This is a genomic window from Streptomyces sp. NH27, from assembly GCF_056859195.1.
Genome location: NZ_JACEGK010000111.1, coordinates 1 through 16,968, shown reverse-complemented (window position 1 = coordinate 16,968; position 16,968 = coordinate 1). Strand labels below are relative to the sequence as shown.

The 16,968-nt window shown below is 72.8% G+C and carries 6 protein-coding genes; 3 read left to right on the top strand and 3 right to left on the bottom strand.

Features of this window, described 5'->3' with window-relative positions; all coding sequences use genetic code 11:
- From AC13HU_RS12030 to AC13HU_RS12020, 3 genes are all read right to left on the bottom strand, one after another.
- Nucleotides 1-837: ABC transporter permease (locus tag AC13HU_RS12030; protein ID WP_483041802.1), on the bottom strand; the 837-nt coding region annotated here is incomplete at its 3' end.
- Nucleotides 838-839: 2 nt separating this feature from the next.
- Nucleotides 840-1,808 carry an ABC transporter permease gene (locus tag AC13HU_RS12025; RefSeq protein ID WP_483041801.1) on the bottom strand — a complete coding sequence of 323 codons (969 nt, stop codon included), beginning with the start codon at nt 1,806-1,808 and terminating at the stop codon, nt 840-842.
- A 12-nt stretch (nt 1,809-1,820) separates the two neighbouring features.
- Complete coding sequence (locus AC13HU_RS12020) at nt 1,821-3,404, bottom strand: ABC transporter substrate-binding protein (protein ID WP_483041800.1); 1,584 nt, start codon at nt 3,402-3,404, stop codon at nt 1,821-1,823.
- A gap of 518 nt (nt 3,405-3,922) precedes the next feature.
- Between AC13HU_RS12020 and AC13HU_RS12015 the strand changes: the two genes are divergently transcribed.
- The 3 genes from AC13HU_RS12015 to AC13HU_RS12005 form a co-directional block, all read left to right on the top strand.
- Nucleotides 3,923-4,261: a DUF5132 domain-containing protein gene (locus AC13HU_RS12015; RefSeq protein WP_483041799.1), complete on the top strand. Its 339-nt coding sequence runs from the start codon at nt 3,923-3,925 to the stop codon at nt 4,259-4,261.
- Between the two features lie 187 nt (nt 4,262-4,448).
- The gene (locus AC13HU_RS12010) at nt 4,449-6,743 is read left to right on the top strand and encodes an ATP-binding cassette domain-containing protein (RefSeq protein ID WP_483041798.1); all 2,295 of its coding nucleotides are present in this window, start codon (nt 4,449-4,451) and stop codon (nt 6,741-6,743) included.
- A gap of 98 nt (nt 6,744-6,841) precedes the next feature.
- Nucleotides 6,842-16,968: amino acid adenylation domain-containing protein (locus AC13HU_RS12005; protein ID WP_483041797.1), on the top strand; the 10,127-nt coding region annotated here is incomplete at its 3' end.

The following is a 16,968-nucleotide window of genomic DNA, read 5'->3' as shown; positions in this document are numbered from 1 at the left end:
GGGAGTGCGCGGGGCCGGGTCGCGCCGGGCGACGCTCCCGGCCAGGACCTCGCCGAGCAACTGGAAGGCCAGGGCCGCGTAGAGGACGGCCAGGCCGGGGGCCAGCGCGGGCAGCGGGTCCGCGTAGATCCGGTCGAGCCCCTGGCTGAGCAGCAGCCCCCAGTCATAGCCGGGCGGTTGGACGCCCAGGCCCAGGAAGCTCAGCCCGGAGAGTGCGACCAGGGCGGTGCCCGCCGCCGTGGTGGTGCTCAGCAGCAACGGCTCCGCGATGTTGGGCAGGACGTGCCGCCACAGCAGCCGGTGGCGGCGTAGGCCGAGGACCCGGGCCGCGGCCAGGTGGTCGGTGCCCGCGACACCGGCGGCGAGGGTCTGGGCGAGCCGGGCGAATCCGGGGACGCCCGCGGCCGCGAGGGCCAGCACTGCCCCGGCGGCGCCTGCGCCGAACACGACCGCGAGGAACATCGCGACGAGGAGCGCCGGGAAGGCGAGCAGGAGGTTGATCAGCCCGGCGGTGAGCCGGCGGCCGCGCCGGCCGAGGACGGCGGTGCAGGCCCCGAGGAGGACACCCGAGGTCGCTCCGAGCAGGACCGCCGCCAGCGCGAGCAGCAGGGAGGGCCGGGTGGCCGTCAGGACCCGGGCGAGCAGGTCCCGGCCGAGTCCGTCGGTGCCGAACGGGTGACCCGCGGAGGGCCCCTGGAGTACGGCCGAGGGGTCGGGGCGGTCGGCTGCCGCGCCCCAGACCAGCGGGCCGACCAGTGCGAGCACGAGGAGTGACGCCATCATGACCGCGGTGGCCCAGGCCATGGGCGAGCGCCGGAATCCGGACGGAAGGTGCATGGTCACATCTCCCGGATCGCCGAACGGGGATCGAGCACGGCGAGCAGCACGTCGACCACGAGGCCGGCGAGCAGCAGGGTGGTGCCGAGCACCAGCACCATCGCCTGGACCATCGGGTAGTCCTGTGCGAGCACGGACTGGGCCATGGCGGAGCCGATGCCGGGCCAGGCGAAGACCTTCTCGACCAGCACGGTGCCGGCGATCAGGGCGGGCAGCAGGCTTCCGGCGACGGTGAGTGCGGCGGTGGCCGTGTTCGGTGCCGCGTGCCGGAGGTAGCAGCGTGCGGGAGACAGCCGTTTGCTCCGGGCGGTGCGCAGGTAGTCCTCGTTCAGCACCTTGAGCGCCTCCACCCGGACGATGCGCAGCAGGATGGCGGTGGGGGCGAGGGAGAGCGCGAGGACGGGCAGGACGAAGGACTCGACGCCCGCCGCTCCGGCCACCGGGAACAGCTGGACGCCGACGGCCAGCAGCGCGGTGAGTCCTGCGGCCAGCACGAAGTCCGGCACCGCGGCCACACCGGCGGTGACCGCGGTGAACGCCAGATCGGTGCGCGGGCGGCGGCCGTCGCGGGTGCGGACCGCGGCCAGCAGGCCGCCGGGCAGGGCGACGGCGAGGGTGGTCAGGAAGGCGAGACCGGCGATCTCCAAGGTGGCCGGCAGCCGGGTACGGACCAGCTCCGCGACCGGGGTCCCGGTGACCAGCGAGGTGCCGAGGTCGCCGTGCAGCAGACCGCAGAGGTAGTGCCGGTACTGGGACAGGAAGGGTGCGTCGAGCCCGAGGGTGTGCCGGCGGGCGGCCACCAGGTCGGGGGCGGCGTCGACGCCGAGCGCGGCCCGGACCGGATCGCCGGGGACGAGGCGGATCATCGAGAACGACGCGGTGAGCACGACGGCGAGGGAGACGAGCAGCCGGAGCGTACGGCGGCCGAGGAACGCTGCCCAGGGGTGCCGCATCAGCTGGGGTACGGACATGGTGGGTCCCGGTCACTGGTGGAGGCGGATGCTGGTGGGAATGAGCTGGCCGCCGAAGGAGGTGGCGAAGGTGGTGCGGTAGCCGTACACGCTGCTCCGGCCGTCGGCGATCGGCAGTGCGTCGGCGGAGCGGAAGAGCGCGGCGGCGGCCCGGTTCCAGGTGCCGCAGCCCGTCGTGTCGGTCTCGCGGAGGGCTCGGGCGACCAGGGCGTCGTACTCGGGGTCGGTCACGCCCGCGAAGTTGAGGCCCTGGGCGGTGGTGGGGCCGGAGAAGAAGGGGACGAAGCCGACCGGCAGGGCGAACCCCGGGGTACTGCCGACCACCACGTCGAAGTCGGCACTGCCGTACATGGCGTTGACGAGGGCGGGCAGGCTCTCGGTGACCTGCTCGACGTCCGCGCCGAGCGCCGTCCACTCCCGGGCCATCAGCTCGGCGACGGACGGCAGGGTGGGGCCGAGATCGGGGCTGGTGATCAGGCGGAGCCGCAGAGGGCGGCCGTCCTTGCTCAGCGGGCCGTCGCCGGAGCGGGTCCAGCCGGCGGCCCGGAGGGCTTCCGCCGCGTTCTGGGAGGGCAGGTTGGCGTCCGCGACGTCGGCGTGGCAGACCGAGCCCTCGGCGCCGAAGTCGGTCGCGGGTCTGCCGCGGCCGCCGACGGCGACGTTGGCGAGCCCCCGGCGGTCGAGGGCGGAGACCATGGCGCGGCGAAGTGCCGGGTCGGCCAGGGGTCGGCCGGGCCGCTGATTGAAGAAGGTCAGCCCGACCACGGTCGCGACGTCGGTGGTGGACAGACCGTGGCCGGTGAGTCGGGCGCGGTCCGGCCCGTTCACGTCGGCGATCTCGACGCCCCCGGTGAGCAGGAGGTTCGCGGCGGTGGATGCCTGGGGCACCACCGAGATGACGATGTGTGCGGGGATGCCGGGCTCAGCGGTGGTCGCCCCGGCCGGTCCCCAGGAGTATCCGTCGCGGACGGTGAACTCGTAGGGCCCGCCCGGGGTGTAGCGGGTCAGCACGTAGGGGCCGGTGCCCTGGGTGGCGCGTGCCAGCGAGCCGGGCCGGTCGAGCCCGGCGGGGCAGACGATCGGCAGCTGTCCGATGGTGCGGGTGAGAAACGGGAAGGGGGCCGCGGCGGTTGTCGACACCGTCCTGGTCCTGTCGTCGGCGCTCGCGGTGAACGGGACGTTCGGGAGGACGGTCCGGGCGCCGGCGAGCTGGCGGGCCGGGTCGCCCGCGTAGGTGAGTGCCCGGGCCACCGCCGAGGCGGTGAGGGGAGTGCCGTCGGAGCAGGTGATGCCCGGACGGAGGACGAAGGTGGCCGTGGTGGCCGTGGCCCGCCATGAGGAGGCCAGACCGGTGACCAGGGCGCCGTCGGGGGCGAGGTCGACCAGTGAGTCATAGGCGTAACGGGCCTGGGAGGCGCCGAAGGAGGAGTACGGGTCGAAACTCGGCGTCTCGCTGGACTCCGCGATCCTGACGGTTCCGTGGTCCACCAGGGGAGTGGTCGTCGAGGAGGCGGCACCGTCGCCGCAGCCACCCAGCGAGACGGCCGAGGCGATGAGGACAGTCGCCAGGACGACCGCCGGGGTGCGTCGGGGCATGGCGTCATGGTGTCACCGGGGCTCGGTCGCGGTGAGTCAACTGCCCTTTGCGCCAGGTGCGTTCGAACGTCCCCAACCCGCCTGGCCGCTGGTCGGGAGCCGCTCGGGGTGACTGGGGCGGGTGGTCCTGATTCACCTTTACGAGGAGCTCCGGGGGCCGGCTGTTCTATTGCTGAGCGGGCTGCGTGGTTCGTGCGGGACCGGCGGAATTAATGGAGAGATGATAATCCGATGATCGCTTTCCTTGGTGTTTTGGTGTTCAGCGGTTCAGGTCACGCGGTAAGGGAATGAACACTCGCATGAGTGAACTCGGAGGTAGCCGTTTGGTCCAAGCGAGTGCGGTTCCACTACGGTGATCGTGGGATCGGATGGCGCGTTCCGGTGTCCGGGAATTCGACGTGTGGAGCGAATCCCGGACACCGAGCTGGAATGCTTCTCTTCACCCGGCTGCGCACTGCTCCGGAGTTCGCCATGCCCGGGTTCCCTGTCATACGTATACGTGGAGAGGATGGAGCATCATGCCGCCCGTAGTACCGCCCTTCCTGGTAGGTCTCATCGTCGCGCCGCTGGCCAAGCGCCTGCTCAGGCCGCTGGTGAGCGGAGTCGTCAAGACGTCCGTCGGCATCGCGATGGAGGTGAAGAAGGCGGCCCACGAGGTCGGGGAGAACCTCAACGACCTCGCCGCCGAGGTGACCGCCGACGTGGTGGCCGCCCAGATTTCCGCCGGTGACACCGGAGCGCGCTCCGGTGGCGCCCAGCCCGTCGCCGCGCGCGTCCCCATGGACGAGCCCGTCGGCCACGCCGAAGGGAGCGCAAGGGCCCCGAAGCCGCGCGTGAGTGCCGGAAAGGCGCACTGACGGTCCATCGGGATCCGCGGCCGCCGCCGGGCGCGCATGTCGATCGATTCGGCGGAACGCACCGGGCGGCGGCCGTCCGCCGGCAGTTCGGCTGCTGAAACCCGCCGTCCAGAATTTCCCACTCGTCGCCGTATTCCGTCGTGTCCGTGACGGTATTCCGCGACCCCGCGAACAGGTGATCGTACACATGCCATCGCTACTGGGTGCCGCACCCGGATTCCGTTCCGTGGAATCGGGCGCGAGCCCGCGCTCGGTCACGCCGGGCCGCCAGCGCTGGGACGTCAAGCTGGTGCGCGGACGGCCCCGGACGGCCCAGATCCTCGCCGCTGCGCTGAGCCGCGTCCCCGGGATCACCGAAGTCCAGGCCAACCCGGTCACCGGCGGCGTGCTCGTCCGGCACGATGCGCGGATGTGCGCCACGGACGTCGGCCGGATGGTGCGCAGAGCCGTCGCCCTGGTCGCGGAGAAGCCGACCGGAACGGAAGGCATGCCGCCGGCCGGGCCCGCTGTCGCGCCGGCCCCGCCGGCGGACCGCGGTCCGGTCGCGCTCCCGGTGCTCGCCGCCGGCGGCGCGGTCGCGGCCGGGATCGCGTTGGTCAAGGGGTCGACGCTGAGCAGGCAATGGGTAGCGGCGGGCGGGGTGCTCGCGGCGACCGCGGCCGTCCTCCGGAAGGACTGGCGCGGAACCGTCGACGCGTCCAGCGACGCGGCCGGGTCCCGTGCCGGACACCCGCTGCTGGAGATCGTCGGACCGCATCGGCGCAGCCTCTGCCGGGCAACCGCCCTGTCCATCGCCTGCCAGGCCGCGGAGACGGCGCTCGGTACCTTCCTGGGCTGGACCGGCCTGGTCCTCATCAAGGGCGAGGCGGCTCCACTGGTCAGCCTCGGCCTCACCACCGCCTCCGCTCAACTCTGGGGCCTGGCCGGGCTGGTGGCCGCCGCCTGCGCCGCGGTGGCGGGACTGTCGTACGCCTCGAACCTCCAGTGGCGCCGACTCGGCCAGGACATCGAGCACGACTGGCGGAGCCGCACGTACCGACACGTCCAGCACCTCGAACTGAGGCACCTGGAGGGAGAACGGACCAGCCGGGTGGCCGGTACGCTCACCAACGACGTCGGGCAGTTGGGCGCCTTCTTCGCCGGGCCGGCCAACGACCTCCTGCAACTCGGCACCAGCCTGGTCCTGCTGGTGCCTGCATTCCTCCTGCTGGCGCCGCAGATCGCCTGGGTCGCGTTCCTGCCGATCCCGGTCATCGCCTGGCTGTCCCTGCGCCACCAGGACAAGGCCGCGGCCGGATACGCCATCACCGGCGAGCGCCGGGCCAGGTTGGGCAGCCAGGTCATCAACTCGCTCGAAGCCGGTGCGACCGTCAAGAGCTTCTGCACCGAGGACTACGAGGCCGAACGCATCGACCGGTTGAGCGAAGCGGCCCAGGACAGCAGCCGGCAGAGCGACCGGAGCACGATCCGCCACGCCGAGACCGTCCGGGCCTGCACCACCGCGTCGATGGCCGGAACCCTGCTGATCGGTGGCCGCTCGGTGCTCAACGGCACTCTGCGCTTCGAGGTGTTCAGCCCGCTGATCGGGCTGCCCCAGATGCTGCTGATGCGGATGAGCCGGGTCGGCGGCATCGCCGACCAGTACCAGCGCACCCTCGCCTCCTACGAGCGGATCCAGCGGCTGCGCACCCTGCCCGTCGAGGCCGAGGGCCGCGACGGGACGGTCGACGTCGCCGAAACGCGCGGCGAGCTCGTCCTCGACGGGGTCACCTTCGCCTATCCGGGCCGGACGACGGCACTGGAGGACCTCTCACTGACCATCCCGGCCGGGCAGATGACCGCCCTGGTGGGCGCCACCGGCTCCGGCAAGACGACGATCGCCAAGCTCTTGATGCGCTTCCAGGACCCGGCGTCCGGGAGAGTGCTGCTCGACGGACAGGACATCAGGGGCCTGCGGCGCCACGACCTGCGCCAGACCATCGGCTTCGTCCCCCAGGACCCGTTCCTCTTCGACGGCAGCATCGCCGACAACATTCGCTACGGTAGCTTCGGCGCCTCCGAAGAGGCCGTGGTCGAGGCCGCCACCATGGCCGAGGCGCACACCTTCGTCGCGACGCTGCCGGACGGCTACGACACCCTGATCGGTGAACGCGGCGCCGCGCTCTCCGGCGGCCAGCGGCAGCGGATCGCCCTGGCGCGCGCGATCCTCAAGGACTCACCGGTCGTCGTCCTCGACGAGGCCACCTCCGCCGTGGACAACGAGACCGAGGCCGCCATCCAGCGCACGCTGCGCAGTTTCGCGGCCGACCGGACGATGGTCGTCATCGCCCACCGCCTCTCCACGGTCCGTCACGCCGACCGGATCTACGTCATGGACAAGGGCGGCATCGTCGCCGAACAGGGCACCCACGACGAACTCCTCGCCCAACACGGACTCTACGCAACCCTCTGGCAGCTCCAGGCCGGCGAACTCGTCGCCTGACCGCAGAGAGCGGCCCCGCCCGCCGACCGTGTGACGCCACCGCGGTCGGTGCGGCACGCCCTGCGCGCATGCCTGCCCACACTTCTGGAGGTACCCCCATGTCCCGTCGCGTCCAAGACGCCCTTCCCCTGACCGCGGCGCAGCGGGAGATCTGGCTCGCCGAACAGAGCTCCCGGACGCCGATCCCGGGCTACCGCGTCGGCGAGTGCCTGGAGATCCACGGGCCGGTCGGTCCGCAGCTGTTCGACGCCGCGCTGCGCCGGGTGGTCGACGAGGTCGACGCCCTGCACGTGACCTTCGTCGACGACGGTGACGGCCCGCACCAGATCCTGCGTGCCACCTGGGACTGGACGCCCACCCACCTCGACCTCGGAGCGGAGCCGGATCCGCGGGCGGCGGCCATGGAATGGATGGAGCGTGACCTGGCCCGTCCGTTGGACCTCGCCCGCGATCCGCTGTTCGGCCATGCACTGATCCGGCTGTCGCCGACCGAGTTCCTCTGGTACCTGAACTACCACCACCTGGTGCTGGACGCGATCAGCAGCTCCATGGTCCGGCAGCGGGTCGGCGAGGTCTACTCGGCACTTGCCGAGGGCGCCGCCGTGCCGCCCTGCCCGTTCGGCTCGCTGCGGGACCTGGTGGAAAGCGACACCGCCTACCGCTCGTCCGCCGACTTCACCGCCGACCGCTCCTACTGGACCGGGCGGTTCGCCGATCTGCCCGCCCCGACCCGGCTCACCGACACCTCCGCGACAGACCCGCACCAGGCCCTGCGCCTGGCCGGGGAGCGGGAACTGCGGCGCCCCGAGGCGCTGCGGGCGGCGGCGGCCCGGGCCGGTGTCCGCTGGTCCCGGGTGGTGGTCGCGGCGACCGCGCTCTACGCCCACCGTCTCAGCGGCGCACAGGACGTGGTGCTCGCCCTCCCCGTCACCGCCCGTCGGGGCTCCGACCGCGACCTGTTGTCCGTGCCCGGCACCATGTCCAACGTGGTGCCCCTGCGGCTGACCGTGCGACCGGACATGCCGTGGGGCGAACTCGTCGCCCAGGCGGCGCGGGAGGTCGACTCGGCCGTCGCGCACGAGCGCTACCGCAGCGAGGACCTGCTGCGCGACCTCGGCGCGCCCGGCAGCATCGGCACGGCGTTCCCGCTGATCGTCAACATCATGGCCTTCAACGCCAGGCCGAGCTTTGCCGGGTACCCCGCGTCAGTCCACCACTTCGTGTCGGGATCGACCACCGACCTGGCCGTCTGGGTCTTCGACTACCGCGACGGCAATCCCCCGCTGCTCAGGCTGCACGGCGCGCCGCAGGCGTACGGCGACGACGACCTCGCCGCGCACCAGCTGCGGCTGCTCGCCCTGCTCGACGCCGTCGCGGACTGCGACCCGGAGGAGGCGGTCGGCAGGATCGATTTGCTCACGGCGCAGGAGCACGGTGCGCTGGCGGCGCTGGGGACCGGGCCGGCGGCGCAGGTTCCGGCCGTGAGCCTGCCGGAGTTGTTCCGCGAGCGCGTCACGGCGGCTCCGGACCTGGTCGCGTTGGTGTGCGGGGATGTGTCGTCGACGTACGCGGAGTTGGATGCGCGGGCGAACCGGTTGGCGCACGCGTTGATCGCGCGGGGTGCGGGGCCGGAGCGGTTGGTGGCGGTGGCGCTGCCGAGGTCGGCCGAGTTGGTGGTGGCGATCCTGGCGGTGTTGAAGTCGGGGGCGGCGTATGTGCCGGTGGACCCGGAGTATCCGGCGGCCCGGGTGGCGTATCTGCTGGAGGATGCCCGGCCGGTTGTGGTGGTGACCGATGTGCGTAGCGGGGGGCGGCTGCCGGAGGGCGGGGCCGAGCGGCTGGTGCTGGACGATCCTGCGACGGCTGCTTGGGTGGCGGGTTGTCCGGCGGTCGACCCGGGGGTGGCCGTCGATCCTCGCCACCCGGTGTACGTGATCCACACCTCCGGTTCCACCGGCAGGCCCAAGGGCGTGGTGGCCACGCACGGCGGCCTGCTCAACCTGCTCACCGACCAGCGGCTGGTGCGGTTCGCACCGCTGCTGGAGGACCGGCAGCGGCTGCGGGTGGCGCTGACCACCTCGGTGTCGTTCGACGCCTCCTTGAACCAACTGCTGGCCCTCTTCGCGGGTCACGAGTTGCACGTCCTGGACCACGCGACCTGGACCGACCCGAAAGCTCTGGTCGACTACACGGCGCGCCGAGGGCTGGACTATGTGGAGGCCACTCCTTCCTATCTTCAAGTCCTCCTCGCTCATGGACTGTTGGACGATCCGCTGCGCCGTCCCGCACTGGTCGCGGCGGGCGGGGAGGCCGTTCCGGAGCAGCTGTGGGAGCGGCTGCGGACCGCCGGCGGGGGCTCCTGCCTCAACTTCTACGGACCCTCCGAATGCACCGTCAACTCGGTGGCCGCAGCCGTGGCCGCGAGTCGGCGCCCGGTGATCGGCCGCCCCGTCACCAACGCCCGGCTGTACGTCCTCGATGCCGCGTTGCGGTTGGTGCCCGCGGGTGTGGCGGGTGAGCTGTACATCGCGGGTGCGGGGTTGGCGCGTGGCTACCTGGACCGGCCGGGTCTGACCGCGGGGCGGTTCGTGGCGGACCCGTTCGGTCCGGACGGGTCGCGGATGTACCGCACGGGCGACCTGGTGCGGTGGAACCCGGAGGGCAACCTGGAGTTCCTGGGCCGTACCGACGACCAGGTCAAGGTCCGCGGGTTCCGGATCGAACCCGGCGAGATCGAGGCGGCCCTCGCCGAACACCCACAGGTCGCGCGGGCCGTCGTCACGGTACGCACTGACGAGGAAGCCCGGTTGGTCGCCTATGTCCTCCCCGCCGCGGGGCAGACCGTCCGAGCGGACGCGCTGCGGGCCCGGCTGCGGGAGCGGCTGCCCGAGTACATGGTGCCGTCGGCGTTCGTGGTGCTGGACGAGCTGCCCCTGACCCCGAACGGCAAACTCGACCGGCGCGCTCTCCCGGCGCCCGGACAGCAGCCCGTCGCATCGGGCCGCACACCGCGCACCGCGGTCGAGCACCTGCTCTGCGGGCTGTTCGCCGAGGTGCTGGGGGTCGCCGAGGCCGGGCCGGACGACAGCTTCTTCGACCTCGGCGGGCACTCCCTGCTGGCCACCCGGCTGGTCGCCCGGGCCCGGTCCGTGCTCGGCGTGGAGCTGAGGCTGCGCGACCTGTTCGACGCGCCGACGGTGGCGGAACTGGCGGCCGCGGTGGATGTCGCGGGCCGGGCGCGCCCGGCGCTGGGGCGGCGCGAGCGGCCCGGGACGGTCCCGCTGTCGTTCGCGCAGCGGCGGCTGTGGTTCCTGCACCGGCTGGAGGGGCCGAGCGCCACCTACAACATCCCGCTGACCCTGCGGCTGTCCGGAAGCCTGGACCAGCGTGCCCTGGAAGCCGCACTGGCGGACGTGGTGGCCCGGCACGAGAGCCTGCGTACCGTCTTCCCGGTGGTCGACGGCGTGCCGTACCAACGGGTGCTCGACCTCGACGCTGCACGGCCGCGGCTGCGGGTGACCGAGGTCGGCGAGCACGACCTGCCGGACCGGCTGGCGGAGGCCGCGCGATACGGCTTCGAGCTCTCCGAGGAGCCGCCGCTGCGTGCCGAACTGTTCCGGCTCGGTACGGACGAGCACGTGCTGCTGCTGGTGGTGCACCACATCGCCGGCGACGGCTGGTCGACCGGACCTCTCTCGCGGCACCTGACGACCGCCTACGCCGCCCGGAGCGAGGGCGCGAAGCCGCAGTGGCCGCCGCTGCCGGTCCAGTACGCCGACTACGCTCTCTGGCAGCAGGAGCTGCTGGGTGACGGCGCCGACCCGGACAGCCTGCTCAACGGCCAACTCGCCTACTGGCGCGAACAGCTGGCGGACCTGCCCGAGCAGGTCGAGCTGCCCTTCGACCGACCCCGGCCGACGGCGATGTCCTACCAGGGCGCCCACCTGCCGATGCGGATCGACGCCGAGTTGCACCGGGGCCTGCGCGAACTCGCCCGTGACGGCGGAGCCAGCCTCTTCATGGCGCTCCAGGCCGGCCTGGCCGCTCTGCTGGGCAAGCTCGGGGCCGGTACCGACGTTCCGATCGGTACGCCGGTCGCGGGACGCACCGACGAGGCCCTGGACGACCTGGTCGGCTTCTTCGTCAACACCCTGGTGCTGCGCACCGACCTGTCCGGCGACCCGTCGTTCACCGAACTGCTGGGCCGGGTGCGCTCCGACGCGCTGGCCGCGTACGCGCACCAGGACGTGCCGTTCGAGCACCTCGTGGAGGCGCTGAACCCGACCCGGACGCTGGCGCACCACCCGCTGTTCCAGACCATGCTCACGCTGCAGAACGCGCCGTCCGGCACCTTCGACCTGCCGCGGCTGCGGGTGGCGACCGACCTGGTCCACACCGGGACGGCCAAATGCGACCTGACCTTCGTCCTGGCCGAACAGCCCGGCGAGGACGGGTTGTCGGGCGTGGTGGAGTACAGCACCGACCTGTTCGACGCGGCCACCGTCAGCGGGATCGTCGAGCGGTGGCTGCGGCTGCTGCGCGCCGTCGTCGCCGCCCCCGGCCGACGGATCGGACAGGTGGACGTGCTGTCCGCCGACGAGCTCCGGGCACTGCTGCCGGCCGGTACCGACCAGGGCGATGAGCGGCCGGAGTCCGGCCTGCCCGCGCTGTTCGAGCGGCAGGTCCGGGCGAACCCGGCCGCGATCGCCCTCACGGACGGCGAAGCCACGCTCACGTACGGCCAGTTGAACGCCCGCGCCAACCAGCTGGCGCATGCCCTGGCCGACCGGGGGGTGGGGCCGGAGCAGTTGGTGGCCCTGGCCCTGCCGCGCTCGGCGGAGTTGGTCGTGGCGGTGCTCGCGGTGCTCAAGGCCGGCGCCGCGTACGTACCGGTCGACCCCCAGTACCCGGCCGCCCGGATCGCCTACCTGCTCCAGGACACCCGACCTGCGCTGCTCGTGACGACCAGCCCGATCGGAGAGCTTCCGGGGGCGGACCACGTGGACCGGCTGCTGCTGGACGCCGCGGACCTGGACGGGCTGCCGGACACGGACCTCGGGGTCCCCGTCGACCCGAGCCACGCCGCCTACGTCATCCACACCTCCGGTTCCACCGGCAACCCCAAGGGCGTGGTGGTCCCGCACCGCAACGTGGTGCGCCTGTTCGGCACCACTCGGGAGCTGTTCGACTTCTCCGCCGAGGACGTGTGGACCCTCTTCCACTCCTACGCCTTCGACTTCTCGGTGTGGGAGCTGTGGGGCCCGCTGCTGCACGGCGGCCGCCTGGTGGTCGTGGACCACGAGACCAGCCGCTCGCCCGGCCGTTTCCTGGAACTGCTCGCCCGCGAGCGCGTGACGGTGCTCAACCAGACGCCGTCCGCCTTCTACCAGCTGATGGAAGCGGACGCGGAGGCTCCGGAGACCGGCCGCCGACTCGCCCTGCGCACGGTGGTGTTCGGCGGCGAGGCGTTGGAGCACACCCGGCTGGCCGGCTGGTACCACAGGCACCCGGAGGACGCGCCGCGGCTGGTCAACATGTACGGCATCACCGAGACCACGGTGCACGTCACGTACGCGGCGCTCGACCGGTCCGGCACCACCGCCGGCCAGGTCGGCGTGGCCCTCCCGGACCTGCGCGCGTACGTGCTCGACAGCGGCCTGCGGCCGGTGGCCCCGGGCGTGCCGGGTGAGCTGTACGTCGCGGGAGCGGGTCTGGCGCGCGGCTACCTCAATCGGCCCGGCCTGACCGCCGGCCGGTTCGTGGCGGACCCGTTCGGAGCGCCGGGGTCGCGGATGTACCGCAGCGGCGACGTGGTGTGCCGCGCGGCTGACGGCAGCCTGCGCTTCGTCGGCAGGGCGGACCAGCAGGTCAAGGTGCGCGGCTTCCGGATCGAGCTCGGCGAGGTCGAGGCGGTGCTGGCCGGGTACCCCGGCATCGCCCAGGTCGCCGTCCTGGCCCGGCAGGACCGCGCCGACGACACCCGGCTGACGGCGTACCTGGTGCCGGCCGCGGGCGCCGCACCGAGGTCCGCGGACCTGCGGGAGCACCTGCGCGAGCGGTTGCCGGAGTACATGCTGCCGTCGGCGTTCGTCGTGCTGGACGCGCTGCCGCTGACCGTCAACGGCAAGCTGGACCACCGGGCCCTGCCTGCCCCCGACCTCGCCCCGGCGGCCACATCCCGCGCGCCGCGCACCCCGCAGGAGCAGATCCTCTGCGAGCTGTTCGCGGAGGTCCTGGGGGTGGCGTCGGCCGGCGTCGAGGACGGGTTCTTCGACCTGGGCGGGCATTCGCTGCTGGCCACCCGGCTGGCCGCCCGCATCCGCGCGACGCTCGGCGTGGAAATGCCGCTGCGCACCCTGTTCGAGGCGCCGACCCCGGAGGGTCTGGCCGCCGCCCTGGTGGCGGCCGGGCCGGCGCAGGTCGCCCTGGCCCGGCGCGAGCGGCCCGGGACGGTCCCGCTGTCGTTCGCGCAGCGGCGGCTGTGGTTCCTGCACCAGTTGGAGGGAGCCGGTGCGAACTACCACATCTCCCTGGCCTGGCGGCTGTCCGGGGACCTGGACCGCCCGGCCCTGGCGGCCGCCGTTGCGGACGTGGTGGCCCGGCACGAGAGCCTGCGCACCGTCTTCCCGGCGGTGGACGGCGTGCCGTACCAGCGGGTGCTGGACATCGAGGCAGCCCGCCCGCGACTGCCTGTGAACCGGACCACCGAGGCCGGGCTGCCGGCCGCCATGGCGGAAGCGAAGGACCGCCCGTTCGACCTGGCGGTCGACGTGCCGCTGCGGGGCGAGCTGTTCGAGCTGGCGCCGGACGAGCACGTCTTCCAGGTGGTGCTCCACCACATTGCGGGTGACGGCTGGTCGCTGGGCCCGCTCGCGCAGGACCTGACCGCCGCCTACGCGGCGCGCTGCCGCGGCGAAGAGCCGCAGTGGCAGGAACTGCCGGTCCAGTACGCCGACTACACCCTGTGGCAGCACGAACTGCTCGGCGACTCAGCCGATCCGGACAGCTTGTTCGCCGGCCAGGCGGACTACTGGACGAAGGCGCTGGCCGGTCTGCCGGAACGGATCCAGCTGCCCACCACCCGGCCCCGTCCGCCGGTCGCCTCGCACCGTGGCGGCTCCGTGCGCGCCGGGCTGGACGCCGAGCTGCACCGCGGCCTGCGCGAGCTCGCCCGCGCGCACGGGACCAGCCTGTTCATGGTGCTCCAGGCAGGGCTGGCGGCGTTGCTGAGCAAGCTCGGCGCGGGAGACGACATTCCGGTCGGCAGCCCGGTCGCCGGTCGGACCGACCAGGCGCAGGACGAGCTGGTCGGCTACTTCGTCAACACCCTGGTGTTCCGTACCGACACCTCGGGCGATCCGACGTTCGCCGAGCTGCTGGACCGGGTCCGGGACACCGCGCTGGCCGGGTACGCCCACCAGGACCTTCCGTTCGAATACCTGGTCGAGGTCCTGAAACCGTCCCGGTCCCTGGCGCACCACCCGCTGTTCCAGGTCATGCTGGTGCTGCAGAACGCGCCCCGGGCGGACTTCGCGCCGGCCGGGCTGCGGGTCGGCGAGATGCCGCCCACGTCGACCACCGCCAAGCTCGACCTGATCTTCACCATGTCCGAGCGGTACGCGGAGGACGGCTCTCCGGAGGGGATCGACGGGGCCGTCGAGTACGCCCTCGACCTGTACGATCCGGCCGCCGTCGAGGCGGTGATCGGGCGGTGGGAGCGGTTGCTCCGCGCCGTGGTCGCCGACCCGGGGCAGCGGCCCAGCCGGATCGACCTGCTCACCGACGAGGAGCACCGCCGGCTTGACGTCCTCGGCAGCGGGCCGGCGGCGCAGGTTCCGGCCGGAAGCCTGCCGGAGTTGTTCCGGGACCACGTGCGCAGGGTTCCCGACGCCCTCGCGGTGGTGGGTCCGGAAGCGTCGCTGACGTACGCGGAGTTGGATGCGCGGGCGAACCGGTTGGCGCACGCGTTGATCGCGCGGGGTGCGGGGCCGGAGCGGTTGGTGGCGGTGGCGCTGCCGAGGTCGGCCGAGTTGGTGGTGGCGATCCTGGCGGTGTTGAAGTCGGGGGCGGCGTATGTGCCGGTGGACCCGGGGTATCCGGCGGCCCGGGTGGCGTATCTGCTGGAGGATGCCCGGCCGGTTGTGGTGGTGACCGATGTGCGTAGCGGGGGGCGGCTGCCGGAGGGCGGGGCCAACCAACTAATGCTGGACGATCCTGCGACGGCTGCTTGGGTGGCGGGTTGTCCGGCGGTCGACCCGGGGGTGGCCGTCGATCCTCGCCACCCGGTGTACGTGATCCACACCTCCGGTTCCACCGGCAGGCCCAAGGGCGTGGTGGCCACGCACGGCGGCCTGGCCAACCTGTTCGCCAACCAGTGTGCGCTGGTCTTCCGGACAGGGGAGCGGATGCGGGTGGCGCTGACCACCTCGGTGTCGTTCGACGCCTCCTGTGACCAGCTCCTCGCCCTCTTCGCGGGTCACGAGCTGCACGTCCTGGACGAGGCGACCTGGTCCGACCCGGACGCTTACCTCAAGTACGCCGTACGCGCAGGACTGGACACCGTCGGCGGCACTCCCTCCTACCTTCAGGTCCTTGTCGACCGCGGCCTGCTGGACGACCCGCGATGGCGCCCCTCGGTCATCGGATTGGGCGGCGAGGCCATCCCGGAGCCGCTGTGGGAGCGGCTGCGGGCGGCCGACGGGGTGACGTCCCTGAACTTCTACGGCCCCTCCGAGTGCACGGTGGACTCGGTCTTCGCGCCGCTGGAGTCGAGCCCGCGGCAAGTGATCGGCCGACCGCTCGGCGGTGCGGGGCTGTACGTCCTCGACGCCGCGTTGCGCCTGGTGCCCGCGGGCGTGCCGGGTGAGCTGTACATCTCGGGTGCGGGGCTGGCGCGGGGGTATCTGCGGCGGCCGGGTCTGACCGCGGGGCGGTTCGTGGCGGACCCGTTCGGTCCGGACGGTACGCGGATGTACCGCACGGGCGACCTGGTGCGGTGGAACCCGGAGGGCAACCTGGAGTTCCTGGGCCGTACCGACGACCAGGTCAAGGTGCGCGGCTTCCGGATCGAACTCGGCGAGATCGAGGCGGCCCTCGCCGAACACCCGCACGTCGCACGGGCCGCCGTGATCGTCCGGCAGGATCGGTCGCAGGACCCCCGTCTGGTCGCCTACCTGCAGCCCGCCACCGGGGCGGAGGTGCGGACGGAGGAGCTGCGGGCGCACCTGCGCGAGCGGCTGCCGGACTACATGGTGCCGACCGCGTTCGTCTCTCTCGACACCCTGCCGCTGAACACCAGCGGCAAACTGGACCGGCGCGCCCTGCCCGAGCCCGAGTCCACCGCGACGCGGGCCGGCCGGGCACCGCACACTCCTCGGGAACACGTGCTGGCGGGGCTGTTCGCCGAGGTGCTGGGCCTGCCGCAGGTCGGTGTCGACGAGGACTTCTTCGACCTGGGCGGGCACTCGCTGCTCGCCACCCGGCTGGTCTCACGGGTCCGGGCGACCCTCGGGGTCGAACTGGAGCTGCGCGCCCTGTTCCGCACCCCGACGGTGGCCGGGCTGGCCGCCGGGCTGGGCGGCGCCGATCGGGCCCGGCTCGCCCTGGGGCGGGCGGAGCGGCCCGAGAAGGTCCCGCTGTCGTCCGCGCAGCGGCGGCTGTGGTTCCTGCGCCAGTTGGAGGGCGCCGAATCGGTCTACAACATGCCGCTCGCGTGGCGGCTCACGGGACCGCTGGACCCGGCGGCCCTGGAAGCCGCGCTGGGCGACCTCGTCGACCGGCACGAAACCCTGCGGACGGTCTTCCCGGCCGTTGACGGCGTGCCCCACCAGCAGGTGCTGGCCGCCGGTCAGGCGCGCCCGGGGCTGTCGATCACCCCGGCCGACGAGAAGGCCCTGCCGCGACTGCTGACGCCGGCCGCGGCGCGCGGATTCGATCTGGCGGCCGAACCGCCGCTGCGCGCCGAGGTGTTCGAGGTTTCGGCGGACGAGCACGTGCTGCTCCTGGTGATGCACCACATCGCCGGTGACGGTTGGTCGCTGGGCCCGCTGGCCGCTGACCTGGCCACCGCTTACGCGGCGCGCCACCAGGGCGAGGAGCCGCAGTGGGCGCCCCTGCCGGTGCAGTACGCCGACTACACGCTGTGGCAGCGCGAGCTGCTCGGTGACGCCGCCGACCCGCGGAGCCGGTTCGCCGAGCAACTCGGCTACTGGAAGCGGCAGCTGTC